This window comes from Rhodococcus sp. NPDC006774, assembly GCF_040636045.1.
Lineage (GTDB): Bacteria > Actinomycetota > Actinomycetes > Mycobacteriales > Mycobacteriaceae > Rhodococcoides.
In genome coordinates this window covers 163,649-187,179 of the sequence record NZ_JBEYIW010000008.1, presented here as the reverse complement: position 1 = coordinate 187,179, position 23,531 = coordinate 163,649, and the positions used below count along the sequence as shown (strand labels likewise).

General features: G+C 66.0%; 22 protein-coding genes and 1 tRNA gene. 13 read left to right on the top strand and 10 right to left on the bottom strand.

What is annotated here, in order from left to right; all coding sequences use genetic code 11:
- Positions 1-12: 12 nt before the first annotated feature.
- The 4 genes from ABZ677_RS14955 to ABZ677_RS14940 form a co-directional block, all read right to left on the bottom strand.
- Complete coding sequence (locus tag ABZ677_RS14955) at positions 13-786, bottom strand: SCO1664 family protein (protein WP_358370643.1); 774 nt, start codon at positions 784-786, stop codon at positions 13-15.
- A gap of 35 nt (positions 787-821) precedes the next feature.
- A complete protein-coding gene (locus ABZ677_RS14950; protein ID WP_037189325.1) occupies positions 822-1,412 on the bottom strand; it encodes a DUF3090 domain-containing protein in 591 nt (196 codons plus the stop codon).
- A 135-nt stretch (positions 1,413-1,547) separates the two neighbouring features.
- Positions 1,548-2,255, bottom strand: coding sequence for a histidine phosphatase family protein (locus ABZ677_RS14945; RefSeq protein ID WP_037189326.1), 708 nt, complete (start codon positions 2,253-2,255; stop codon positions 1,548-1,550).
- Between the two features lie 25 nt (positions 2,256-2,280).
- Positions 2,281-3,120 carry an undecaprenyl-diphosphate phosphatase gene (locus ABZ677_RS14940; RefSeq protein WP_358370520.1) on the bottom strand — a complete coding sequence of 280 codons (840 nt, stop codon included), beginning with the start codon at positions 3,118-3,120 and terminating at the stop codon, positions 2,281-2,283.
- Between the two features lie 202 nt (positions 3,121-3,322).
- Between ABZ677_RS14940 and ABZ677_RS14935 the strand changes: the two genes are divergently transcribed.
- The 4 genes from ABZ677_RS14935 to ABZ677_RS14920 are packed head-to-tail and all read left to right on the top strand — an operon-like array spanning position 3,323 to position 7,207.
- A complete protein-coding gene (locus tag ABZ677_RS14935; protein WP_037189329.1) occupies positions 3,323-4,255 on the top strand; it encodes an aldo/keto reductase in 933 nt (310 codons plus the stop codon).
- A 35-nt stretch (positions 4,256-4,290) separates the two neighbouring features.
- Positions 4,291-5,298 (top strand): ABC transporter substrate-binding protein, encoded by a 1,008-nt coding sequence (locus ABZ677_RS14930; protein ID WP_094634391.1) that lies wholly within the window; start codon positions 4,291-4,293, stop codon positions 5,296-5,298.
- Positions 5,295-6,362, top strand: coding sequence for an iron ABC transporter permease (locus tag ABZ677_RS14925; protein ID WP_037189331.1), 1,068 nt, complete (start codon positions 5,295-5,297; stop codon positions 6,360-6,362). The genes ABZ677_RS14930 and ABZ677_RS14925 overlap by 4 nt, the downstream gene beginning before the upstream one ends.
- Positions 6,353-7,207, top strand: coding sequence for a heme ABC transporter ATP-binding protein (locus tag ABZ677_RS14920; RefSeq protein ID WP_358370641.1), 855 nt, complete (start codon positions 6,353-6,355; stop codon positions 7,205-7,207). Before ABZ677_RS14925 ends, ABZ677_RS14920 begins: the two co-directional genes overlap by 10 nt.
- Here the strand turns inward: ABZ677_RS14920 and ABZ677_RS14915 are convergent.
- The gene (locus tag ABZ677_RS14915; protein WP_037189332.1) at positions 7,182-7,547 is read right to left on the bottom strand and encodes a hypothetical protein; all 366 of its coding nucleotides are present in this window, start codon (positions 7,545-7,547) and stop codon (positions 7,182-7,184) included. The genes ABZ677_RS14920 and ABZ677_RS14915 overlap by 26 nt on opposite strands.
- Before the next feature lie 160 nt (positions 7,548-7,707).
- Between ABZ677_RS14915 and ABZ677_RS14910 the strand changes: the two genes are divergently transcribed.
- The 3 genes from ABZ677_RS14910 to ABZ677_RS14900 all read left to right on the top strand — a co-directional run bounded on the left by ABZ677_RS14910 (position 7,708) and on the right by ABZ677_RS14900 (position 10,251).
- The gene (locus ABZ677_RS14910) at positions 7,708-8,733 is read left to right on the top strand and encodes a hypothetical protein (protein WP_037189333.1); all 1,026 of its coding nucleotides are present in this window, start codon (positions 7,708-7,710) and stop codon (positions 8,731-8,733) included.
- A 91-nt stretch (positions 8,734-8,824) separates the two neighbouring features.
- Positions 8,825-9,085 (top strand): DUF5703 family protein, encoded by a 261-nt coding sequence (locus ABZ677_RS14905; RefSeq protein WP_052047489.1) that lies wholly within the window; start codon positions 8,825-8,827, stop codon positions 9,083-9,085.
- Positions 9,086-9,180: 95 nt separating this feature from the next.
- Positions 9,181-10,251 (top strand): quinone-dependent dihydroorotate dehydrogenase, encoded by a 1,071-nt coding sequence (locus tag ABZ677_RS14900; RefSeq protein WP_358370639.1) that lies wholly within the window; start codon positions 9,181-9,183, stop codon positions 10,249-10,251.
- A 45-nt stretch (positions 10,252-10,296) separates the two neighbouring features.
- On the opposite strand, the gene ABZ677_RS14895 is transcribed toward ABZ677_RS14900, so the two are convergent.
- Entirely contained in the window at positions 10,297-10,824 is a 528-nt protein-coding gene (locus tag ABZ677_RS14895) for a YbhB/YbcL family Raf kinase inhibitor-like protein (RefSeq protein WP_037189334.1), read from the bottom strand.
- 16 nt (positions 10,825-10,840) lie between these two features.
- On the bottom strand, positions 10,841-12,172 hold the full coding sequence (locus ABZ677_RS14890) for a M20/M25/M40 family metallo-hydrolase (RefSeq protein WP_358370636.1): 1,332 nt from the start codon (positions 12,170-12,172) through the stop codon (positions 10,841-10,843).
- Positions 12,173-12,376: 204 nt separating this feature from the next.
- On the opposite strand from ABZ677_RS14890, the gene ABZ677_RS14885 reads away from it, so the two are divergent.
- The 4 genes from ABZ677_RS14885 to ABZ677_RS14870 all read left to right on the top strand — a co-directional run bounded on the left by ABZ677_RS14885 (position 12,377) and on the right by ABZ677_RS14870 (position 16,971).
- A tRNA-Leu gene (locus tag ABZ677_RS14885) sits at positions 12,377-12,462 on the top strand.
- Positions 12,463-12,607: 145 nt separating this feature from the next.
- Positions 12,608-14,068: an SDR family NAD(P)-dependent oxidoreductase gene (locus ABZ677_RS14880; RefSeq protein ID WP_037189335.1), complete on the top strand. Its 1,461-nt coding sequence runs from the start codon at positions 12,608-12,610 to the stop codon at positions 14,066-14,068.
- A 105-nt stretch (positions 14,069-14,173) separates the two neighbouring features.
- Positions 14,174-15,670 carry a glutamate-cysteine ligase family protein gene (locus ABZ677_RS14875; RefSeq protein ID WP_037189336.1) on the top strand — a complete coding sequence of 499 codons (1,497 nt, stop codon included), beginning with the start codon at positions 14,174-14,176 and terminating at the stop codon, positions 15,668-15,670.
- A 44-nt stretch (positions 15,671-15,714) separates the two neighbouring features.
- On the top strand, positions 15,715-16,971 hold the full coding sequence (locus ABZ677_RS14870) for a saccharopine dehydrogenase NADP-binding domain-containing protein (protein WP_358370512.1): 1,257 nt from the start codon (positions 15,715-15,717) through the stop codon (positions 16,969-16,971).
- 10 nt (positions 16,972-16,981) lie between these two features.
- On the opposite strand, the gene proP is transcribed toward ABZ677_RS14870, so the two are convergent.
- Positions 16,982-18,487 (bottom strand): glycine betaine/L-proline transporter ProP, encoded by a 1,506-nt coding sequence (proP, locus tag ABZ677_RS14865; RefSeq protein ID WP_052047490.1) that lies wholly within the window; start codon positions 18,485-18,487, stop codon positions 16,982-16,984.
- Between the two features lie 204 nt (positions 18,488-18,691).
- Here proP and ABZ677_RS14860 point away from each other — a divergent pair, with 204 nt between their 5' ends.
- Both ABZ677_RS14860 and ABZ677_RS14855 read left to right on the top strand, forming a co-directional pair.
- Positions 18,692-19,162, top strand: coding sequence for an OsmC family protein (locus ABZ677_RS14860; protein WP_037189339.1), 471 nt, complete (start codon positions 18,692-18,694; stop codon positions 19,160-19,162).
- Positions 19,159-20,235 (top strand): nucleoside hydrolase, encoded by a 1,077-nt coding sequence (locus ABZ677_RS14855; RefSeq protein WP_358370508.1) that lies wholly within the window; start codon positions 19,159-19,161, stop codon positions 20,233-20,235. The genes ABZ677_RS14860 and ABZ677_RS14855 overlap by 4 nt, the downstream gene beginning before the upstream one ends.
- Here the strand turns inward: ABZ677_RS14855 and meaB are convergent.
- Together meaB and scpA are read right to left on the bottom strand one after the other, a co-directional pair.
- Complete coding sequence (gene meaB / locus ABZ677_RS14850) at positions 20,212-21,246, bottom strand: methylmalonyl Co-A mutase-associated GTPase MeaB (RefSeq protein ID WP_358370505.1); 1,035 nt, start codon at positions 21,244-21,246, stop codon at positions 20,212-20,214. The genes ABZ677_RS14855 and meaB overlap by 24 nt on opposite strands.
- A gap of 2 nt (positions 21,247-21,248) precedes the next feature.
- Complete coding sequence (scpA, locus tag ABZ677_RS14845; RefSeq protein WP_358370633.1) at positions 21,249-23,519, bottom strand: methylmalonyl-CoA mutase; 2,271 nt, start codon at positions 23,517-23,519, stop codon at positions 21,249-21,251.
- Positions 23,520-23,531: the final 12 nt, after the last annotated feature.

Below are 23,531 nucleotides of genomic sequence, written 5' to 3'. Positions count from 1 at the left end.
ATCCGAGCCCGATCAGAAGGCGGGCCAGGGTATGGGTCTGCTCGAGCGGGGCTCCGGCATGATGGGGCGGGCGATCAGTTCCTGCGCTCGGTCGAGCACTGCGACCGTTTCGGTCAGGGTGATCTTGTCGACCAATCGGGGTGCGGTGACCGCGTCGAACGTCTCGACGAACCTGACCACGTCGGTCAGCAGTGCATCGTCCACGGCCTGGCCAGCCCACCCCCACAGCACCGTGCGCAACTTGTTCTCGGCGTGCAGGCAGATGCCGTGATCGACTCCGTACACGTAGCCGTCGAGACCTTCGAGTGCGTGGCCACCCTTGCGATCGGCGTTGTTGAGGATCACGTCGAGAACCGCCATCCGCTGCAGCCGCGGATCGTCTGCGTGGATGAGCGCGATCTCCTCGCCTTCGCCGTCGTACGCCTGCAGTACCGGAATCCATCCCGCCGGCACGAGATCGGGACGGCAGATATCGACGAGGTCGACGCGTCCCTCGGCGTGATCGTCGGGCGTGTCGATCCACTTCTGCACCATGCCGGGGCCGAACGGCCCGTCGCGCAGGACCGTCGGTGGAATGACACCCCAACCCAGGGCCTCGGAGATTTCGTAGGACGCCACTTCGCGACCCGCGAGAGTGCCGTCCGGAAAGTCCCAGAGCGGCACTTCACCGCGAACGGGTTTGTACACGCACCGCACGGCCGAGTCGCCTTCGCCCGCCTCGCACACCAGCGTGGCGTTGCTGGCCGACACCACGCGACCGACGATTGTCAGGTCGCCGGTCTCCATGGTTTCGCGGCCCTCGAACGGCGGCAGTTCGACGGTCAAGACTCGTCGACCTCGGTCACCGGTCCGAACGTCGCACCGCGGCGGTAGCCGTTGGTTCTGATGCAGACGTGTCCCTCGGGAGCCAGCGGCTGCCCGCACAGCGGGCACGGTGCACGGCCCGCCGCGATGACGCGCTCGGACCGCACCGCGAATTCGCGGGCCTGCACCGGAGTGAGGAACACCCGGACTGCATCGGGGCCCTCGTCGGTGTCGTCGAGAACGACCGATTCGTCCACCTCGACTTCGCTGACAGCGAGAAGTTCCACCACGACGGCGTTGGCGTCGGCATCCCAGCCGAGTCCCATCGTTCCGACGCGGAACTCGGTGTCGATCGGAGTCAACAGCGGACTCGTGTCGACCGGATCGGTCTCCTCGGCCGGAACGTCGGCTCCGAAGCGGCGGTGCACTTCTTCGAGGAGCAGCCCCATCCTGTCGGCGAGTACCTGGACCTGCTGCTTCTCCAAGGCGACCGACACCACGCGGGCGTCGTGCACCGCCTGGAGGAAGAACGTTCGGTCGCCCGGTTCCCCAACGGTCCCGGCAACGAAACGATCAGGGGTGCGAAAAACGTGTATGGCGCGCGGCATTGCACCTCCTAACGACTCGAACAGCTCCGCGAAACAATTCTCGGAACTTTCATTATCGGCCACAGATCGACCATGGACGGTATTGCTTGCCCTCCAGCCTGCCACCGATCGGGGTGTCAGCGCCGAATCGGCGCTCTAGCTGCCTGCCCCACCACCGACGACCGCGTCGGACGAGTCCGCGTTGCCCGGTTCCGTTGTGCTGGGCTCCTCGGCCTTCGGCACGAACGCACTCAGATCGGACCCGGTGTCGTTGGTCCGCAGTACGAAGGGCCGCGTCGAGGTGTAGCGAACGACACTGATCGATGCCGGGTCGGCGACGATGCGCTGGAACGAATCGAGGTGAGCACCCATCGCGTCCGAGAGCACCGACTTGATGACGTCACCGTGCGAGCAGGCCACCCACAACACGTCGCGGCCGTGCTGCGCGGCCAACCGAGCGTCGTGCTCGCGCACGGCCTGCACCGCGCGCTGCTGCACCGTCGCCAAGCCCTCACCTTCCGGGAACACCGCAGCCGACGGATGCTGCTGCACCACCTTCCACAGCGGCTCGGCCAGCAGCTCCTTGATCGTCCGGCCGGTCCACTGTCCGTAGTCGACCTCCACCAACCGATCCTCGACCACCGGCGAGAGCCCGAGCTTGGCGGCCAACGGCTCGACCGTCTGCTCGCACCGCAGCAACGGCGAGCGCACGATCTCGGACACGGGCAGCTCGCCGAGACGATCCGCCACCGCCTGCGCCTGCTCACGACCACGATCATCGAGCTCGACTCCAGCGCTTCGACCCGCGAGCGTGCCTGCGGTGTTCGACGTCGAGCGGCCGTGCCGAAGCAAGATGACTGTCATTGCATCGAGAGTAATGAAGGTGAACCTACGTTGCAGACACAACCCCGCCGGCCAGCAGACCGAGCACGACGACGCCCAGCACGATGCGGTATCCGACGAACCAGTACAGCGAGTGGTTCGCAACGAACTTCAGCAACCAGGCGATCGAGGCGTAGCCGAGGCCGAAGGCGATGATCGTGGCCACCAGCAGCTGCGGGCCCGACGCGGCCAGCCCCGAGCCGACTGGCTCGAAGGCGTCGGGCAGCGAGAACAGACCGGAGGCGGTGACCGCCGGGATGGCGAGCAGGAACGAGAATCGCACAGCTGCTTCGCGTTCGAGTCCGAGAAACAGGCCTGCGCTGGTCGTCGCCCCGGAACGGGAGACTCCGGGGATCAGGGCGAGACACTGCGCCAGACCCATGACGAGGCCGTCCCGGGTGGTCAGCTTCTCGATCGGACGTTCTTTGCGGCCGACCTTCTCGGCGATCGCGATGACGATGGCGAAGGCGATGAGCATGAACGCGATGAGATACAGGTTGCGGGCACCGGTTCGGATCTGATCCTTGAACAACAGGCCGAGAATGCCGATGGGAATGGTGGCGATGATCACGTACCACCCCATCCGGTAGTCGAGACCGCGTTCTTCCTTCTTCGTCAGGCCGACGAACCAGGCCTTGACGATTCTGACGATGTCTCGCCAGAAGAACAGCAGCACTGCAGCTTCGGTGCCGAGCTGGGTCACCGCGGTGAAGGAGGCACCGGCGTCCTCGTTCCAGAACACACTGGAGACGATGCGCAGGTGCCCGGACGAGGAGATCGGCAGGAATTCGGTCAGGCCCTGGACTGCGCCGAGGATGATCGCCTGCAGCCACGTCATGTCGATCATGCGGGGCCACCCTCCGAGATGAGCGTCGATGGACTGTCCACTGTCGATGCGAGGCCGCCGGCCTGCCCCCTGAATTCGCGATTCACGGGCACGACCGTACCCGGCGCGGCACGTACGCACCGAGCGGCGCGGCGCACTACTGTGCACTGGCGGCAGTGCAGTTCGACACCGACGATCACACGTAAAAGGACAATCGGCACATATGAAGCAGAGATCGGTCGGCACCAGCGGACTTCGAGTCTCGAGACTCGGCCTCGGCACCCTCGGATGGGGAAGCGGAACCGACGGTGACGACGCCGCAGCACAGCTGTCGGCGTTCGCCGAGGCAGGCGGCACGCTCGTCGACACGTCTCCGGCATACGGGGACGGACGCGCGCAACGAGTGCTCGCCGAGTTGCTCGACGACGTGGTCCCGCGGCACGAATTGGTGATCAGCAGCGCAGCGGGCCTCAGTTCGCGCTACGGCCGCTATCACGTGGATTGCTCGAGGCGCGGACTGCTCGGCCAACTCGACGCCACGCTGCGCGAACTGGGAACCGACTACCTCGACCTGTGGCAGGTCGCGACCTGGGACCCGATGACGCCCGTCGACGAGGTCGCCGCAACCCTCGACTACGCCGTGACCAGCGGACGGGTCCGCTATACCGGAGCCCGCGGTTACCTCGGCTGGCAACTGGCGACAGCAGCAGGCGCGGCCGGTACCGGACACATCGTGGCCACGCAGGCGGAGTACTCGCTGCTCGCGCGCGGAATCGAGGACGAGCTGGTTCCCGCCGCGCACCACCACGGCATCGGCATCCTCGCGGCGGTCCCCCTGGCGGGCGGCGTCCTGACGGGCAAATACCGCAACGGCGTACCCGCGGACTCCCGCGGGGCCGACGAGCTGCACGCCGAGGCCGTGCACGCGTACCTGACCGATTCCGCGGTGGGCGTCGTCGACGCGGCCGTCACCGCTGCCGACGGGCTGGCCACGTCTCCCCTGGTGGTCGCACTCGCATGGGCGCGGGACCGACCAGGAGTGAGCAGCGCCATCGTGGGAGCACGTGACCTCGCGCAATTGATGGGCGCGCTGATGGCCGAGGAACTCGAGCTGCCGCCGGCGATCGCGTCGGCCCTGGACGACGTCAGCGCCTGATTCCCCACAAACATCGGACAGGCTAACCTTCCGTTGTGACCGTCAACCGTCTCGCCGCCGTGCTCCTCGTCGCCGGACTCCTGGTCGCCTGTTCGGCGAACACCCCCGGCGCAGGATCCTCGGACTCCGTCGGCCCCCGCACCGCCGTCGTCGACGATCCGAATCCGGAACCCATCACCGACGATCCGGCGGGGGTACTTCCCGTCACCGTGACCGGATTCGACGGCGTGGCCGTCACGGTGACGGACAACAGCCGCATCGTCGCGGCCGACCAGTACGGCACGCTGGCCGAGACCGTCTTCGCGCTCGGACTCGGCGACAACCTCGTCGGACGTGACACGTCTGCTGCATTTCCTGCGGCCGAGAATGTGCCCGACGTCACCCCGACGGGCCATTCTCTGAGTGCCGAGGGGATTCTGGCGCTCTCGCCGACCGTCGTCCTGACCGATACCAGCATCGGTCCCCGCGCTGTGCAGGATCAGATCCGAGCCGCTGGCATTCCGGTCGTGTACTTCGACCCCACGCGCACTCTGGCAGGCGTCGCCACCCAGATCGAGGCCGTGGCAGCCGCCCTGGGTGTGCCCGACGCCGGTGCCGATCTCGCCGAACGAACGAACACCGAGATATCGGCAGCGGCGGACGCCACACCCGAGTCCACCGAACCACCGAAGATCGCGTTCCTGTACATGCGCGGCCCGGCGATCAAGATGCTTGCCGGGCCCGGCTCCGGAGCGGATGCACTGATCGAGGCTCTCGGTGCCAGGGACGCAGGTGTCGAATCGGGCCTGACCGAACAATTCGTGCCGGTCACCAGCGAAGCCTTGATCGCCGCAGCACCCGACGTCATTCTGATGATGACCAAGGGCCTGGAATCGATCGGCGGAATCGAGGGTCTCGAGCAGATCCCCGGAATCGCTCAGACCCCGGCAGGCCGAGAACGCCGGGTGGTGGACATGGACGACGGCACCATCCTCAGTTTCGGCCCGAACACGGGAAAGGTGTTGGGCGCACTGTCGAAGGCCGTGTACGACCCGGCGTCATGACCGACCGCACACTCGCCGAACCGGGCACGGGCCGGGGACGGGTTCTCGCGACATTCGGAGCCCTCGTTGTAGCACTGGTGTGCCTGGCCCTGATCTCGGCCGTCGTGGGACAGGTGCCGACCACTCCGCTCGAAGTGCTGGGCAGCCTCGCGCATCGGGTGGGACTCGACATCGGCCCGATGCCGGCGCATCCCAGCGGCGAAGTGACGTTGTGGCAGGTCAGATTCCCGCGGCTGACTCTGGCAATCGTCGTCGGCGCGTGTCTGGGGTGCGCGGGCGCGCTGCTTCAAGGAGTGTTCGCCAATCCATTGGCAGAGCCGGGTGTCGTCGGGGTCTCCTCGGGCGCTGCCGTCGGTGCCAGCTCGGTGATCGTGCTCGGTGGCAGCTTCGCCGGAGTCTGGAGTGTGGCGTTCGCAGCATTCGTCGGCGGGCTGATCACTACGATCGCCGTGTATTTCCTCGCTCGCAACGCCGGCCGCACCGAGGTGGTGACTCTCATCCTCACCGGCGTTGCGGTCAATGCATTCGCCGGCGGTGTCATCGCGTTCTTCACGTTCGTCGCCAGTCCCGCCGCCCGCGATCAGATCGTGTTCTGGCAGCTGGGGTCGCTCGCGGGCGCAACCTGGCAGTCGGTGGCCGTGGTCGGCCCGCTCGCTCTGCTCGGAATCGGAGCCTCCCTGGCGATCGCCGGCCGACTCGACCTGCTTGCGCTCGGGGAGAACGTGGCACGCCATCTGGGAGTGAACGTCGAACGACTCAGACAGTTCGCCATCGTCGTCGTCGCCTTGCTCGTCGCATCCGGCGTCGCGTTCACGGGGATCATCCTGTTCGTGGGTCTGGTGGTCCCGCACGCCATGCGGATGGTGCTCGGCCCCGCGCATCGACTGCTCATCCCGGCCAGCGCCCTCGCCGGGGCCGTCGTGCTGCTCGCTGCCGATCTCGTCACCCGGACCCTCGTAGCGAACGTCGACCTGCCGCTCGGCATGGTCACCTCACTGGCGGGTGCCCCGTTCTTCTTCTGGCTGCTCCGCCGTACCCGTGCTCGCCAGGGCGGCTGGGCGTGACGAAACGAATCGGCGCGGCGCGGCGCGAGATCCCGGCCACCCCTGTACCGGGTTCGAGCACCCTCGTCGCCCGCGGAGTCTCCGCACGGCGCGGGGACGCGACGGTGTTGTCCGACGTCCACCTCGACGTGGTCGCGGGCGAGATCTTGGCGCTGGTGGGCCCCAACGGCGCCGGCAAATCGACGCTGCTCTCCGTTCTGGCGGGAGACACCGAGCCCAGCGCCGGATCGGTTCTACTGGGCGACGAACCACTGACCCGCTTCCGTACGGTCGATGTGGCCAGGCGACGCGCTGTGCTGCCTCAGCAACACGGCGTCGGGTTCGCGTTCTCGGCCGGCCAGATCGTCCGAATGGGTCGAGCCCCCTGGGTCGGTACATCGGCGGCGCGCTTCGACGACGACCGCGTCGCCGCAGCCATGTCCGCGTGCGACGTAGCGGACTTCTCGCACCGACCGTTCGCGTCGCTCTCCGGTGGCGAGCAGGCCCGGGTTGCGCTGGCGCGCGTCGTGGCCCAGGACACCGCGACGATCATGCTGGACGAGCCCACTGCCGCTCTCGACCTGGGCCATCAGGAGTCGGTGATGGCCGTGGTGCGCTCACTCGCTGCCGCGGGCCGTGCGGTGGTCGTCGTGCTGCACGATCTCGGCCTCGCGGCGGCCTACGCCGACCGCGTCGCGATCCTGGACTCGGGTGAACTGATTGCAACCGGTCCGCCGCGGGAGGTGCTGACCGCCGAGCGGCTGGCCCGGGTCTACCGGCACCCCGTCGACGTGTTCGATCATCCGGACACGGGCGAACAGTTGGTGGTTCCCCACCGTGTCAGAAACCCTCCAGCACGGAATTGACCCGGTTGAAGAAGGCACGTACTGCTGTGGTGTCCCGCTGTGACGTATCGGACAGCTGCTGCGCATGAGCGACCGCGTCACGCACCACACCGACGATGCTGCGCTCGTCCGTCAGATCGACCTCGGTCACCGAGTGCTCGGCCACCGCTTCGACCTCGGACCGGTCCGGCACAGGAGATTGCACATCGGCGCGGTATATCTCCACGTACAGGGTGCTTCGATGCACACGGAACGCGAACGCTCGGCCGTCGTCGGTGCGCCCGAAGCCGTTCGGATGCGTTCCGGCGTTCACTTCCTCGACGACGAAGTGTGTTTCCTCGGTTCCCACGTCCACTCCCATGTCGTGCACTCACCTCGGACGATCACGCTACCGCGTCCTCGGATGCGATCGGACGACAACCGATCCGGCGTGGTCGATTTCGCCGAGATCGCTGCGCGCTGGTACAGATGTGGCAACGCCTCCACAGGCAGCGTCTTCTCGAGGAAGTAGGTTCGGCCTCATGCGAACACCGTCGGCTCGTTCGATTCGAGCGGCAGTCGCGTCTGCGCTCGCCGTCGTCACCGTCCTGTCGATCGGCGGGTGCTCCAGTGACGACGAGAACGCCGAAGACATCTCCGTCGAACCCCGACCGCCGGCCGAGTCCCCCGAGGCGACCGTGACCCCCGCCGGAACCGTCAGCGCGTTCGCGCCCGTGGACGCCCTCACGTTCGACCCCGCCACCCGCACCCTGGTGGCGCTGACCGACGCATCGACAACCGTGACTCTGGTCCGCGACGGAGCCACGGCGCAGACCCAGGTGGTCGATCTGGGCTCCACGGGAGCAGCACTCGTCGCCGGACGGGACTCGACAGTGCTGGTGCCCATGGACGGCGCCGTCGCGAGGGTCGCCGTGGCGGATGGACAGCGCACCGACGTGCCTGTCGACGGTGACGCATTGTCCGCAGCAGACCTGCCCGACGGAACGACAGCCGTCGGCGACGACACCGGAGCGGTCCGCGTTCTCGACACGAACGGTCAGGTCACCACCACGGTCTCCGGCGGCAACGTGACCTCGGCCGATGCTCTGGCCAGTACACCGAACGGGGTCTCGGTTCTCGATCGTCGCCAGACGTCGGTGACCGACCTGAACCTGGACGACGGCACCCTCGGAGTGGCCCTGCGCGCAGGCGAAGGTGCCGCGGAGATGACGAGCGACGAGTTCGGACGCCTGCTGGTCACCGATTCGACCGGGACCGAGTTGCTCGTCTTCACTTCGCACGACCTGCTGATGCGGCAACGGTTTCCGGTCGGGTCGCAGCCGTGGGCGATCGCCTACGATGAGCAGTCCGGTGTCGCATGGGTGACGCTTCCCGCGTCCAACGAGGTGGTCGGGTACACACTCGACACCGGAATTCCGGTCGAGGCCGAGCGGTTGGCCACTGTGCGGCAGCCGAATTCGGTTGCTGTCGACGCCGACACCGGCGACCTGTACGTGGGTTCGGCAACCGGTGACGGACTGCAGCGGATCCCTGCTGCCGGTCGTTGACCTACAGGGACCGAGGAGTGGAGCCTGCAGGAACTACCGATAGGGCAGGAGTGGAGCCTGCAGAAACGACCGTTATGGACTGAGGAGGCATATGGACGCGCATGACAATTCGGCACCTGGGCGCGCAAAGATGCCCGTTGGCTGGGAAGTGTCTCCGTCCGACGATTGGGAGTACGTGCCGTTGCGGCTGCCACCGGATGTGACCCGTGTGACGGCCTCGATGCGCCTGGCGATTCAGGCGGAGTTCGGCGGTTGGGAACTGTCGCGGGTTCGGCTGTACACGGACGGCAGCAGGCGTGTGTTGCTCAAACGCAAGAAGACCGCGCATCACATCCCCGAGCCCGGAATCTGAGCATTTCGCAGTACTGTTCGACCGCACGATCGTTGAAACCGCAGTATGTGTTCGACCGAGCCAGATCGACCGGAGAGAAGACCGTGGGAGACCGTCTGTACCGAGTTCTGTTGCGCCTGATGTTCCTCGTTCCACCGGAGAGGATTCATCACCTGGCGTTTCGGGTGCTCCGCGTCGTCGCCGTGGTGCCGCCGCTCCGCTACCTGGCCGAGAAGATGTTCGTGGTCGACGATCCGCGACTGCGCTCGACGGTGTTCGGCGTCGACTTCCCGGCTCCGCTCGGTCTCGCGGCCGGCTTCGACAAGAATGCCGACGGCATCGATGCGTGGGGGCCCATCGGATTCGGTTTCGCCGAGATCGGCACCGTGACAGCGCAGAGCCAGCCGGGTAATCCGACGCCTCGGCTGTTCCGATTGCCTCAGGACCGCGCCATCGTCAACCGCATGGGCTTCAACAACCACGGTGCCGAGCACGCCGCCCAGCGTGTCCGGGCCAGGCGCACCGGTATCCCGATCGGTGCCAACATCGGCAAGACCAAGATCGTGGAGCCGGTCGGTGCTGCCGCGGACTACACGGCCAGCGCTCGGCTGCTGGGCCCGTTGGCGGACTTCGTGGTCGTCAATGTCAGCTCCCCCAACACCCCTGGACTACGTGACCTTCAGGCCGTCGAATCGCTGCGGCCGATCCTGGAGGCGGTTCAGTCCGTGGTGACGGTCCCGGTACTGGTCAAGATCGCCCCAGACCTGTCCGACGAGGACATCGACGCCGTGGCCGACCTGGCCGTCGAACTCGGTCTCGACGGGATCGTGGCCACCAACACGACGATCTCCCGCGCCGGTCTGCGGACCGACGCCGACGTGGTCGCCGCAGCAGGGGCAGGTGGCCTGTCCGGTGCTCCGCTGGCAGACCGCTCGCTCGAGGTGCTCAGACGTCTGTACTGGCGAGTGGGAACGCGTCTGACGCTGATCTCCGTGGGCGGTATCGAGACCGAGGCGCAGGCGTGGGAACGCATCACCGCGGGCGCGTCACTGGTGCAGGGCTACACCGGGTTCATCTACGGCGGCCCGCTGTGGATCAAGAGCATTCACCGTGGATTGGCGGCTCGGCTGGAGGAACACGGGTTCGCCACGATCAGCGATGCGGTGGGCTCGGCGAACCAGTCCTGAACCGTCGGGTGTCGAAACGAATCTTCCGACACCCGACGATCGATCTCAGGCCTCGTAGATGCCGGTGAGGACCGCACGACCGATGGCGTGCGAGAACAGATTGAAGCCGAGGTAGGCCGGGGTGGCCGTCTCGTCCACTTCGAGCCGTTCGACGTCCACCGCGTGAACCACGATGAAGTAGCGGTGCGGGCCGTGGCCTGCGGGCGGAGCCGCACCGATGTAGCGGAACAGACCGGCGTCGTTCTTGAGCGTCACCGCGGTGCTGGGAACCCCGGTCCCGCCGTCGTCGCCCGCGCCGGACACCAGTGAGGTCGTCCCGACGGGGATGTTCGCCACTGCCCAGTGCCAGAAGCCGGATGCCGTCGGCGCGTCTGGGTCGTAGACGGTGACGGCGAAGCTCTTGGTGCCCTCGGGGAATCCGGACCAGGACAGCTGCGGAGAGTTGTCGTGCCCACCGGCTCCCATGATTCCACTGACCTGCTGAGCGGCCAATGTCTGGCCGTCCTCGACGTCCTCGGACGTCAACTCGAAGGACGGGAGGTCCGGAAGCGAGTCGTATGGGTTGTACGCCACGATGGTTCCTTTCGTATCAGCTGTGCAGCAAGAAGTGTTCGAGTACCTGTGTACCGAACTCCAACGATTCCACGGGTACTCGTTCGTCGATGCCGTGAAACAACGCCGCGAAATCCAGTTCCGGTGGCAACCTCAGTGGAGCGAAGCCGAAGCAGCGAATACCGATGCGCGCGAACGCTTTTGCATCGGTGCCACCGGACAGCATGTAAGGAACTGTTCGACCGTTCGGGTCGTGTGCCAAGACGGCGTCGTTCATCGCATCGACGAGATCGCCGTCGAAGGTGGTCTCGTACGGTTCGAGTTTCGTGATCCACTCGCGTTCGACGTTCGGGCCGATCAACTCGTCGACCTCCTTCTCGAACGCCGCCTGCCGGCCCGGCAACACTCGGCAGTCCACCACTGCCGTCGCCGTCTGCGGAATCACGTTGGCCTTGTAGCCGGCCGAGAGCATCGTCGGGTTCGCGGTGTCGCGCAGCGTCGCTCCGACGATGCGCGCGATGCTGCCGAGCTTGAGCAGGGTGCCGTCGATGTCCGGTGACGTCGGGTCGAAATCGAGACCCGATTCCTCCGAGACGGCCTGCAGGAACTGCGAGACCGATTCGGTGAGCACCAGCGGGAACGTGTGATTGCCCAGTTTGGCCACTGCCTCGGCCAGGTACGTCACGGCGTTGTCGTCGTGCAGGAACGATCCGTGCCCGGCCCGAGCCTTTGCCGTCAGCCGCATCCAGGCCAGGCTCTTCTCCGCCGTCTCGACCATGTAGAGCCGCTTCTCGGTGCCGTCCGGGCGCGCGACGGTCAGGGAGAAGCCGCCGACCTCGCCGACCGCCTCGGTGACGCCCTCGAACAGATCGGGTCGATTGTCGACCAACCAGTGGGATCCGTACTTGCCGCCTGCCTCCTCGTCGGCCAGGAACGCGAACAGGATGTCGCGGGGTGGGACGGTTCCGTTGGACTTGAACTGGCGGGCCAGCGCGAGAGCCATGCCGACCATGTCCTTCATGTCCACTGCTCCCCGGCCCCACACGTACCCGTCCTCGACGGCACCGGAGAACGGATGCACGCTCCAGTCGGCGGGTTCGGCGGGCACGACGTCCAGGTGTCCGTGGAGCAGCAGCGCTCCGCGAGAGGAGTCCGACCCGCGCAGCCACGCGAACACGTTGCCTCGACCGGGGGCCCCGGACTCGACGTACTCCGTCTCGTACCCCACCTCCTCGAGCTTGCTCGCCACCCACTCGGCACATTCCTTCTCGCCGACCGTGGTGTCGAGCTCCCCCGTGTTCGAGGTGTCGAACCGGATGAGGGAACTGACGAGATCCACGACTTCGTCGAGGGCAACGGTGGCGTCGATATCGGTTGTCTTTCCGGGATTGCTCACATCGTTGGGCACACGTCGTTCCTACCACCAGAATCCGCTCCGGGCACCATGAGAAACGGCCTCGAGCATGAACTGACGTGGGGATTTGGGTTATCGGGAACCCGTCGGATAATCTTACGCAGCACACAGCGGCCGGCTGTGAAAGCAACAAAAGAATATGCGGCAGTGGTCGCACTTGTCCGAGTGGCGGAATGGCAGACGCGCTAGCTTGAGGTGCTAGTGTCCTATTAACGGACGTGGGGGTTCAAGTCCCCCCTCGGACACCGTCTGAAAGATGTTGCCAGACAGAGATTTTCACAGATCTGAGTTGAGACAGACGAAACGGACCCTGATTCTTCGGAATCGGGGTCTTTTTCGTTCTGCACTCGCTTCTTTCGGCTCGAAGGGGCCGATGCTAGGAGACCGACGATGAACGCGATCGACCCAACCGATCTCGAGACGTGCCTGCGCGTGCTGAAGCAGGCCGCAGAGCTGGACAAGAACCATCCCGATTCGATCGCTGTCCAGCGCGCCTCCGGTGCGATGTTCAAGGACCTCAAGCGTGCTCGACGCGTCGCGGCGCGCAACGCCGTCAACGCGGCCGACCGTGCCGTCGTCGCCGCCACCGCAACAGGATCCCCTGACCGGATCGACGACGAGACCGCAGGCCTTTCCCTCACCTCCCGCGCCGAGGGAGACATCGCGGGCACGCTGATCAAGGCCCGTCCGTGCTACATCTGCAAGCAGCGCTACACCCACGTCGACTCGTTCTATCACCAGCTGTGCCCGGAGTGCGCGACGCTCAATCGCGGCAAGCGCAACGCTCGAACCGACCTGTCCGGACGGCGGGCGTTGCTGACCGGCGGTCGAGCGAAGATCGGCATGTACATCGCACTTCGACTGCTCCGCGACGGTGCTCACACCACGATCACCACTCGCTTCCCCAACGATGCCGTACGTCGCTTCGCCGCGATGGACGACAGCGATCAGTGGCTGCACCGTCTGCGCGTCGTCGGTATCGATCTTCGCGATCCGGCTCAGGTTGTGGCACTTGCCGATTCCGTCGCGGCCGAGGGACCTCTGGACATCCTGATCAACAACGCCGCACAGACCGTCAAGCGCTCCCCCGGCTCCTACAGCGCACTGGCCGATGCGGAAGCCGAACCGCTGCCCGCGGCCCTGACCGAGGGCGCAGGGCCGGAGCGCATCACGTTCGGCAAGACCAGCGATGCGCACCCCGCGTCGCTGGCGAGTTCGTTGCCCGCCACCGCGATCGGCGGCACATCGACTGCTGCCCTGAGCGCGGACGACGTGGCCTCGCTCGCCATGGTCGCCGGCTCGGTCACGGCCGAGAGGATCGAGAGCGGGCTCGCCATCGACGCCGGGGGTCTGGTACCCGATCTGGCCGAGACCAACAGCTGGATCCACACCGTCGAGCAGGTCGACCCGGTGGAACTGCTCGAGGTCCAGCTCTGCAATTCCGTCGCACCCTTCATCCTGGTCTCACGGCTACGTACCGCGATGGAGGCCTCGGAGGCACGACGCAAGTACGTCGTGAACGTCTCGGCCATGGAGGGCCAATTCGGCCGCGCCTACAAGGGGCCGGGGCATCCCCACACCAACATGGCCAAGGCCGCGCTGAACATGCTGACGCGCACCAGCGCGAAGGAGATGCTCGAGAGCGGAATCCTGATGACCGCCGTCGACACCGGCTGGATCACCGACGAACGACCGCACCCCACCAAGATGCGGCTCGCCGACGAAGGTTTCCACGCTCCACTCGACCTGGTGGACGGAGCCGCCCGGGTGTACGACCCGATCGTGCAGGGAGAGCTCGGAAACGATCTGTACGGCTCGTTCCTCAAGGACTACCAGCCGTCACCCTGGTGATTTTCGCGTGCGTCCCCCTCGGTGAACGCGGACTGCGATACTCGTAACTCGAAGTCGTTGCGCGTGAGCGAACGGCCCTTCTTCACGCACCGATAGGCGGTCACCATGGGCGAGGACGTCGAGCGCCGTAAGTTCACCAGGCAGGACCGGCACGAGTTCCGCCAGAAGGTCCAGGATTGTCTCGATGCCCTGGCGGTCATGTTGGCCGACGAGACCTTCCACGTCGGTGAACCCCAGATCGGCATGGAAATCGAGCTCAATCTCGTCGACGACGACATGGAGCCGTCCATGGCCAACGCGGCGGTGCTCGACGCCATCGCCGACCCCGACTATCAAACCGAGCTCGGCCAGTTCAACATCGAGATCAACGTCGACCCTCGGCCACTGCGCGGTGCCTCGATCGCCGAGTTGGAGACGGACCTGCGCAGATCGCTGAATGCAGCGGACGAACGCGCCCGCACCTCGGGTAGTCGTCTCGCCATGATCGGCATGCTCCCGACTCTGGACGAGGAGCACTTCGAGCACCGGTGGCTCTCGGCGAATCCGCGCTACGACCTCCTCAACCAACAGATCTTCGCCGCTCGCGGCGAGGACATCGAACTGAAGATCGGCGGAGTTCGGCTGCCCGGTGCCGCTGCGGCCGAGGACCTCGACATCGTGACCGACACGATCCTGCCCGAGGCGGCCTGCACGTCGGTTCAGCTGCACCTCCAGGTGGCTCCGGACGAGTTCGCGTCGTATTGGAATGCAGCGCAAGCTCTTTCGGGCGTACAGGTGGCACTCGCCGCAAACTCACCGTTCTTCGCCGGTCGCGCGCTGTGGCACGAGACCCGTATTCCGTTGTTCGAGCAGGCCACCGACACCAGGCCGCAGGAGCTCAAGAATCAGGGAGTCCGACCACGGGTGTGGTTCGGCGAACGGTGGATCACCTCGATCTTCGATCTGTTCGAGGAGAATTCGCGCTACTTCCCTGCGTTGCTTCCCGTCTGCAGCGAGGAGGACCCCAAGGCTGCGCTGGCCGAGGGCAAGACACCGTCGCTGTCCGAACTGCGCATGCACAACGGAACCGTCTACCGGTGGAACCGGCCGATCTACGACCGGTCCGGCGACGGCCACCACATCAGGCTCGAAAATCGTGTACTCCCGGCCGGACCGTCGGTGGTGGACACTCTCGCCGACGCGGCGTTCTACTACGGAACCGTCCGCGCACTGGCCGATGCAGACCGCCCGCTGTGGTCCCAGATGTCGTTCGACGCCGCCGAGGAGAACGTGCACTCTGCGGCCCGCGGCGGGTTCGATTCGATGCTCTACTGGCCCGAGGTGGGCTGGGTGAGTCCGCAGGAACTGGTGTTGCGTCGGCTGCTGCCACTGGCCGACGCCGGGCTCGCCGCCTACGGCGTGGACGCGACGGTCCGCGACCGCTATCTCGGGGTGATCGAAGCGCGGTGCCTGGCCAAGCAGTCCGGCTCGGTGTGGCAGCGCAACGCCGTCGTCGCCCGCGAACGCGCCGGTGAGAAGCGCGATAGAGCGCTTGCGGGAATGCTCGGTGATTACGTCACCCTCATGAATGCCGGAGAACCCGTGCACACCTGGACGAACTGACGGCGCGTCGACTCGCCGGGGTGACCCGCGTTAGTGTCGCTGGTATGAACTCGCCTGCATCCGACTCCCCCGATCGCACTCACGACATCGTCGTCTACGGCGTCACCGGCTTCGTCGGGAAATTGACGGCGAAATACCTCGCCGAGCACGCGCCGGCAGACACCCGGATCGCCCTTGCCGGGCGCTCGACGGCGCGGGTGGAGGCCGCCAGGAAGGAACTGGGCTCCAGGGCTCAGCAGTGGTCTGTTCTCGAGGCCGACGCCACCGACGTCGCATCGCTCGAGGCCATGGCCCGATCGACCCGAGTCGTCATCACCACGGTCGGTCCGTACGCCAAGTACGGCTTGGAACTGGCAACGGCATGCGCAGAGGCCGGGACGGACTACGTCGACCTCACGGGCGAGGTCCTGTTCGCCCGCGAGAGCATCGATACCAACCACGAGATCGCTCAGCGCACCGGGGCCCGCATCGTCCACTCGTGCGGCTTCGATTCCATCCCGTCCGACATCGGCGTACACGCCCTGTACGAGGCCGTGACCGCGGACAACGCCGGTGAGCTGACCGACACGACCCTGGTGGTCACGTCGATGTCCGGTGGGGTCAGCGGCGGCACCATCGACTCGCTGCGTGGGCAGATCGAGGCGATGAAGAAGGACAAGCGGGCCCGACGCATCGCCGCGCGGCCGTACTCGCTCAGTCCCGATCGCGGCCTCGAGCCGCAACTCGGTCGCCAACTCGACACCGTGCTGATCGACGGCAAGAAGATCGACCCGAGCCTGCGTGGCTGGAAAGCCCCCTTCGTGATGGCCTCGTACAACACGCGAGTCGTCCGGCGGACCAACGCACTTCGCGACTGGGCCTACGGAAAGCAGTTCCGCTACAGCGAGGTGATGAGTGTCGGCTCGTCGTTCGCCAGCCCCGTCCTCGCCGGTGCGCTGTCCGCGGGGCTCTTCGTCGGCGTGTCCGCCATGACTGTGCTTCCGGCCAAGGTGCTCGATCGCATTCTGCCCAAGCCGGGCACCGGCCCCAGTGAAAAAGCCCGCGAGAAGGGACATTTCACGGTCGACCTGTACACCCTCACCATGTCGGGGGCTCGCTACCGGGCCCGGGTCAAGGCGTCGGGAGACCCCGGCTACAAGGCCACCGCGATCATGCTGGCCGAGTCGGCACTCGCACTCGTATACGGCGGCGACGCCCTGCCGAAGGCCAGCGGAGTGCTCACTCCCGCCACTGCGATCGGCGACGTCCTCGTGGACCGTCTCAATGCGGCCGGAATGGAGATCTGGGCCAAGCGGAACTGATCGACGGCCGCTACGACCGCGCGGAGGCCGAGGAGACCTCGGAGTAGAGCTCCTTGGCTTCCTCGGTCGAGTCGACCTGTGGCGGTGAGCCGTCCAGAGGCTGGGTGGCAGACTCACGCAGAAATCCGACGGCGACGAGGCCGACGAGACCGCTCACGACGAGGTAGTACGCAGGGATCATCGGGCTACCCGTTGCGCTGACCAACGCGGAGGTGACCAGTGGCGTCGTACCTCCGAAGATCGACACCGACAGGTTGAAGCCGATCGACAGCGCCGCGTAGCGAATCCGGGTCGGAAACAGGGCCGGTAGCGTCGATGCGCTCGGCGCCGCGAAACAGGCCAGAACGAGGCCGAGCAGCAAGCATGCGATCAACGGCCCCAGCCACCCGCTGCTACGCAGCAACAAGAAGCAGGGTACGGCGAGAACGATCTGCCCGACGGCACCGAAGACGAACACCGGTTTGCGTCCGATTCGGTCGGTGAGCCTGCCGACACCCACGATGACGCTCACCACGACGACCATCGCCGACAGGACGAGCAAGTCCGCACTGAGTTGACTGCGGCCGACGACCTCGGTGAAGTACGTGGGTAGGTACGACGTCACCATGTAATTGGTCACGTTGTACAGCAACACGATTCCCATGCAGATCAACAGCGCCCGCCAATGATCGGTGAAGATCTTTCCGATCGACCTCCGACCGCTCTCCTGCGCCTTGACCTTGTTGTCGTGTTCGTCGAGTTGTTTGCGGAACGCGGGCGTGTCTTCCAGCTTGAGTCGCAGGTACAGCCCGATCAGACCCATCGGGCCTGCGACGAAGAACGGTATGCGCCAACCCCATTCGACCATCGTGGCGTCGCCCAACACCGCGTTGAGGATCGTCACCAGGCCCGAGCCCATGGCGTAACCGACGAAGGTGCCGAAATCGAGCCAGCTACCGAGGAAGCCGCGCCGCTTGTCCGGTGAGTATTCGGCGATGAACGTGGTGGCACCGCCGTACTCGCCGCCGGTCGAGAATCCTTGGACCAAACGTGCGACGAGAAGAAGAATCGGTGCCCAGATACCGATGGTCGCGTAACTGGGGATGAGGCCGACGGCAAGCGTGCCGATCGCCATCATGATCATGGTGGCGGCCAACACCTTCTGCCGCCCGATTCGGTCCCCGAGCGGTCCGAAGAACAGACCTCCGAGCGGACGAACGACGAACGCTGCCGCGAACGTGGCGAACGTCGAGATGAGCTGCACCGCCGGTGTCGCGTCGGGGTAGAACACCTTGCCCAACGTCGCGGCCAGGTAGCCGTACACGCCGAAGTCGAACCACTCCATCGTGTTGCCGAGAGCAGCTGCCGAGACGGCGCGCTTGAGCATCGGCTGATCGACGACAGTGATGCTCTCCTCCGAGAGCGCAGGCTTGGTGCGCATCCGTTTCGAGAACGCGTCGCGGCGAAGATGCTGGACGTGGCGGCGTCCCCACGTGGCCTGTTCTCGGCTGGGTTCGAGACTGGGCGCTGATGTCATTCGTTCAACGTTAGCCAGACAAACGATTCGTTTTCAAACGACCGCGGTGCAGATCGATGCACACACCTCGACGAATGCCCAGGTGAACGGGTGCAACGGCGAATGTGCCACAGCACCTTGGCAATCGAGGCATTACGGTCAATGCGGACAGCTGCCTCCGCGGCGGATTGTCACCGGACGGGCGGGTACTGGCACGATGGACCCGTGCCGAACCACAACTACGGACTCACGCTGAACTGGACGGGCAACCGCGGCGCCGGTACCACCGGTGCCGCAGCCTACGACCGCGATCACATCGTCTCGGCACCAGGGAAACCCGACCTCCACGCGAGCTCCGATCCGAGCTTTCGCGGCAATCCCGAACGCTGGAATCCCGAGGAGATGCTCGTCGCCTCGCTGTCCAGTTGCCACATGCTGTGGTACCTCGGGCTCGCCGCTGCATCGGGAGTGGTCGTCACCGACTACACCGACTCCCCCACCGGAGTGATGACCGAGCAATCCGACGGTTCGGGTCAGTTCGTCGAGGTCACCCTGGCTCCGGTCGTGACCGTCGTGGACCCGTCGATGGTGCCGCGCGCCGAGAAACTGCACGCGTCCGCGTCGTCGAAGTGCTTCATCGCGCGATCGGTCAACTTCCCGGTGCGGCACACCCCGACGACGGAGGTGGCGTCGTGACCGTCCCCTTGATAGTCGACGTGGACACCGGAATCGACGATTCTCTCGCCTTGCTGTACCTGCTGGCCAGCGAGGATGCCGAGATCCTCGGCATCGCATCCACTGCGGGCAATGTGCCGGTGAACCAGGTTGCCGCGAACAATCTCGCCTGGCTCGACCTGTGCCGCGCGGGCGATGTCGAGGTCTCGCTCGGCGCACAGGTACCCCTCGTCGCACCGCTGATGACAACCGAGGACACCCACGGCCCGCAAGGTATCGGGTACGCGGAGCTTCCGGTGTCGACGCGGCCGCTGTCCGACCGGGACGCCACCACGATGTGGGTGGAGCTGGTTCGTTCGCGACCGGGCGAGATCACCGGGCTGGTCACCGGTCCGCTGACCAATCTCGCTCTCGCGATCCGTCGGGATCCCGAGCTACCTCGACTGCTGAAGCGACTGGTGTTGATGGGCGGCGCATTTCAGCACCAGGGCAACACGACACCGACCAGCGAATGGAACATTGCCGTCGACCCCGAGGCCGCCGCAGAAGTGTTCGCGGCCTTCTCCGGACTACCGCCGGAACGCCATCCCATCGTCTGCGCGCTCGACATCACCGAGACCATCGAAATGACCCCCGAACACGTCGGTCGACTGGCCGCGCGAGTGGAAAGCCTTCCGGTGGAGTCGATCTCCACCGACGACGCACCGGGTGTTCGATCGATCGCGTCGAACCCCATCGTGCGGCACTTCTCCGACGCGGTGCGGTTCTACATGGAGTTCCATCGCGATCACGATCAGGGTTTCCTGGCGCACATGCACGATCCCTTCGCGGCGGCGGTGGCACTGCAACCGGACATCGCCGAGTATCGACGTGCGACCGTCGACGTCGAACTCGTCGGAACCCTCACGCGGGGAACGACCGTCGCGGACTGGCGCGGCATGTGGGGCAAGGCCCCCAATGCGGCGATCGCCGTGCACACCGATCCCGAGGCATTCTTCGACCGACTGATCGAACGGGTCGGAGCGCTCGCCGCCCGGCTCTATCCCGCGGTCCCGGTCGCCGAGGCAGATTCAGGAATCGAAGGCGTCGAGTAGCTCCTGGGCGGCCAGCGCGGCAGTCAGAGAACCGTCGCGTACCCGGGCTTCGACGTCGCCGCGGATGGCCTTGACGGAGGGATTCTGCGCCAGCCTTCGCAACAGTTGATCGTTGACCATCGTCCACGTCCAATCGACCTGCTGCTTGCGACGCTTCTCTGCGAATTCGCCTGCGTCATCCAGCACTTGCTGATGGCGCAGCACTGTGTCCCAGTACTCGTCGAGTCCGGTGCCCTCGATGGCACTCATCGTCAACACCGGGGGCTTCCAGATCGCGTCGTGCGGATAGATCAGCCGCAGCGCGCCCGCCAATTCCCGCGCCGCGTTCTTCGCGTCGGTCGCATGCTTGCCGTCGGCCTTGTTGACGGCCACCAGATCGGCGAGTTCGAGAACGCCCTTCTTGATGCCCTGCAACTGATCTCCGGTGCGCGCGAGCGTCAGGAACGTGAAGCAGTCGACCATGTTCGCGACCGTCACCTCGGACTGCCCGACGCCCACCGTCTCCACCAGAATGACGTCGAAGCCTGCCGCTTCGAGGAGCACGATCGTCTCCCTCGTCGCACGTGCGACCCCGCCCAGGGTTCCCGACGTCGGAGACGGCCGAATGTATGCGTTCTCCTGCACCGCGAGACGCGACATCCGGGTCTTGTCACCCAGGATGGAACCACCGGTCCGCGTCGACGACGGATCGACGGCCAGCACGGCGACCCGGTGCCCCTTCTCGATCAACCGCATTCCGAGCGCGTCGATGAAGGTCGATTTGCCGACCCCCGGCACGCCGGTGATTCCCACGCGATGGGAACCACCCGCATCGGGAAGAACCCGAAGTAGCAACTGCTGAGCCAGGTCTCGATGATCCGATCGGGTGGACTCGACCAGGGTGATGGCACGCGCCAGCCCGGATCTCTCGTTCGCTCGGACCGCGTCGGCCACCGCATCGATGTCGATGGTTCGGCCTCTCGGCGCCGCTGCTCCGGTCGGGGAACTCGTGTTGTCGTTCGGAGAACCCATACTCAGGCGTTGGCCTCGCGTGGTGCGTGCCCGAGCGCAACGGACAGCTTCTCCACCAGGCCGATCGCTGCGTCGGCGATGACGGTGCCCGGAGGGAAGATCGCCGCGGCACCCGCCGCGTAGAGCTCGTCGAAATCGCCGGGCGGAATGACGCCACCGACGACGATCATGATGTCCTCGCGGCCGACGTCGGCCAAGGCCCGTCGCAGGGCGGGCACCAGCGTCAGATGACCTGCTGCCAGCGACGACACACCCACGACGTGAACGTCGTTGTCGGCGGCCTGGCGGGCCACCTCCTCGGGGGTCTGGAACAGCGGGCCGACGTCCACGTCGAAGCCGATGTCCGCGAACGCCGTGGCGATGACCTTCTGACCACGGTCGTGCCCGTCCTGACCCATCTTGCACACCAGGACGCGAGGCCGACGGCCCTCGTCCTCGGCGAACTGCTCGACCAGCGCGGTGGCGCGGGTGATGTTCTCGGATTTGCCTGCCTCGTCGCGGTACACACCACTGATTGTCCGGATTTCGGCCTGATGGCGCCCGTAGACCTTCTCGAGCGCGTCGGAGATCTCGCCGACGGTGGCCATCTTGCGTGCCGCGTCGATGGCGAGGGCGAGCAGATTGTTCTCCATCCCCGGCTGATCCGACGCCGCAGCTCTGGTCAGATTCGCCAGGGCGGCCTCGACCTCTGCGGTGTCCCGCTCGGCCCGCAGCCGCTCGAGCTTCTCGATCTGCTCACGCCGAACCTTGGAGTTCTCGACCTTGAGGACCTCGATGGTGTCGGGCTCGTCGGGCACGTACTTGTTGACGCCCACCAGGGGCTGACGGCCGGAGTCGATGCGCGCCTGGGTGCGGGCCGCCGCCTCCTCGATGCGCAGCTTGGGGATGCCCTCGCCGATGGCCTGAGCCATTCCGCCCGCTTCCTCGACCTCGGCGATGTGTGCCCGGGCCCGATTCGCGAGCTGATGGGTGAGCCACTCGACGTAGTGCGAGCCGCCCCACGGATCGATCGGGCGAACGGTGTTGGACTCCTGAGCGATGAGCAGCTGGGTGTTGCGGGCGATCCGCGCCGAGAAGTCCGTCGGCAGGGCGAGTGCCTCGTCGAGGGCGTTGGTGTGCAGCGACTGGGTGTGACCCTGGGTTGCCGCCATCGCCTCCACACAGGTGCGGGCGACGTTGTTGAACACGTCCTGTGCCGTCAGCGACCAACCCGACGTCTGCGAATGAGTGCGCAGCGAACGGGATTTGGCGCTCTTGGGCTCGAACTGCTGGACGAGCTCGGCCCACAGCAGACGCCCGGCCCGCAGCTTGGCGACCTCCATGAAGAAGTTCATTCCGATGGCCCAGAAGAACGACAGTCGCGGCGCGAACGTATCGATGTCCATGCCAGCATCCAGACCGGCCCGGATGTACTCGACACCGTCCGCGAGGGTGTAGGCCAGTTCGAGATCGGCTGTGGCACCGGCCTCTTGGATGTGGTAGCCGGAGATGGAGATCGAGTTGTACTTGGGCATCTTCTCGCTGGTGTACGCGAAGATGTCCGAGATGATGCGCATCGACGGCTTCGGCGGATAGATGTAGGTGTTGCGCACCATGAACTCTTTGAGAATGTCGTTCTGAATGGTGCCGGCGAGCTTCTCCGGCCCGACGCCCTGCTCCTCGGCGGCCGCGACGTACAGCGCCAGGATCGGCAGCACCGCACCGTTCATGGTCATCGAGACCGAGACGCTACCGAGGTCGATGCCGTCGAACAGTTGCCGCATGTCGTAGATGGAATCGATGGCGACTCCGGCCATTCCGACGTCGCCCTGCACCCGCGGGTGATCGGAGTCGTAGCCGCGGTGGGTGGCCAGGTCGAACGCGACCGACAGACCCTTCTGGCCGGCCGCCAGGTTACGGCGATAGAACGCGTTGGACTCGGCCGCGGTGGAGAAGCCGGCGTACTGGCGGATCGTCCACGGCTGGTTGACGTACATCGTGGGGTACGGCCCGCGGAGAAACGGCGGGGCACCCGGGTAGCTGTGCAGTGGGTAGCCCTCGGCCTCGGCGGCTGCGCGGTCGGCCTCGGTGAACACCGGCTTGACGTCGATGCCCTCGGGGGTGGACCACACCACCTGCTCGGGTGTGTAGAAGTTGGCCTTCGCGCCCTGCTGCACATGGGCGGTGACGTCCTCGGTCGACGGCGGCGGCGGAGTCGGCTCGTCGGGATCGACCAGTGGCACCTCGGCGAAACTTCCGATGGTGTGCGAGATTCGGCGCTCGTCGTTGTTCATGTCAGGCTCGCT

Bases quoted from the DNA above. Each gene is read 5' to 3' on its own strand.
- ABZ677_RS14955 (WP_358370643.1), bottom strand. From the start codon at position 786: ATGGAGACCGGCGACCTGACAATCGTCGGTCGCGTGGTGTCGGCCAGC.
- ABZ677_RS14950 (WP_037189325.1), bottom strand. From the start codon at position 1,412: ATGCCGCGCGCCATACACGTTTTTCGCACCCCTGATCGTTTCGTTGCC.
- ABZ677_RS14945 (WP_037189326.1), bottom strand. From the start codon at position 2,255: ATGACAGTCATCTTGCTTCGGCACGGCCGCTCGACGTCGAACACCGCA.
- ABZ677_RS14940 (WP_358370520.1), bottom strand. From the start codon at position 3,120: ATGATCGACATGACGTGGCTGCAGGCGATCATCCTCGGCGCAGTCCAG.
- ABZ677_RS14935 (WP_037189329.1), top strand. From the start codon at position 3,323: ATGAAGCAGAGATCGGTCGGCACCAGCGGACTTCGAGTCTCGAGACTC.
- ABZ677_RS14925 (WP_037189331.1), top strand. From the start codon at position 5,295: ATGACCGACCGCACACTCGCCGAACCGGGCACGGGCCGGGGACGGGTT.
- ABZ677_RS14915 (WP_037189332.1), bottom strand. From the start codon at position 7,547: ATGGGAGTGGACGTGGGAACCGAGGAAACACACTTCGTCGTCGAGGAA.
- ABZ677_RS14910 (WP_037189333.1), top strand. From the start codon at position 7,708: ATGCGAACACCGTCGGCTCGTTCGATTCGAGCGGCAGTCGCGTCTGCG.
- ABZ677_RS14905 (WP_052047489.1), top strand. From the start codon at position 8,825: ATGGACGCGCATGACAATTCGGCACCTGGGCGCGCAAAGATGCCCGTT.
- ABZ677_RS14880 (WP_037189335.1), top strand. From the start codon at position 12,608: ATGAACGCGATCGACCCAACCGATCTCGAGACGTGCCTGCGCGTGCTG.
- ABZ677_RS14875 (WP_037189336.1), top strand. From the start codon at position 14,174: ATGGGCGAGGACGTCGAGCGCCGTAAGTTCACCAGGCAGGACCGGCAC.
- ABZ677_RS14870 (WP_358370512.1), top strand. From the start codon at position 15,715: ATGAACTCGCCTGCATCCGACTCCCCCGATCGCACTCACGACATCGTC.
- proP (WP_052047490.1), bottom strand. From the start codon at position 18,487: ATGACATCAGCGCCCAGTCTCGAACCCAGCCGAGAACAGGCCACGTGG.
- meaB (WP_358370505.1), bottom strand. From the start codon at position 21,246: ATGGGTTCTCCGAACGACAACACGAGTTCCCCGACCGGAGCAGCGGCG.
- scpA (WP_358370633.1), bottom strand. From the start codon at position 23,519: ATGAACAACGACGAGCGCCGAATCTCGCACACCATCGGAAGTTTCGCC.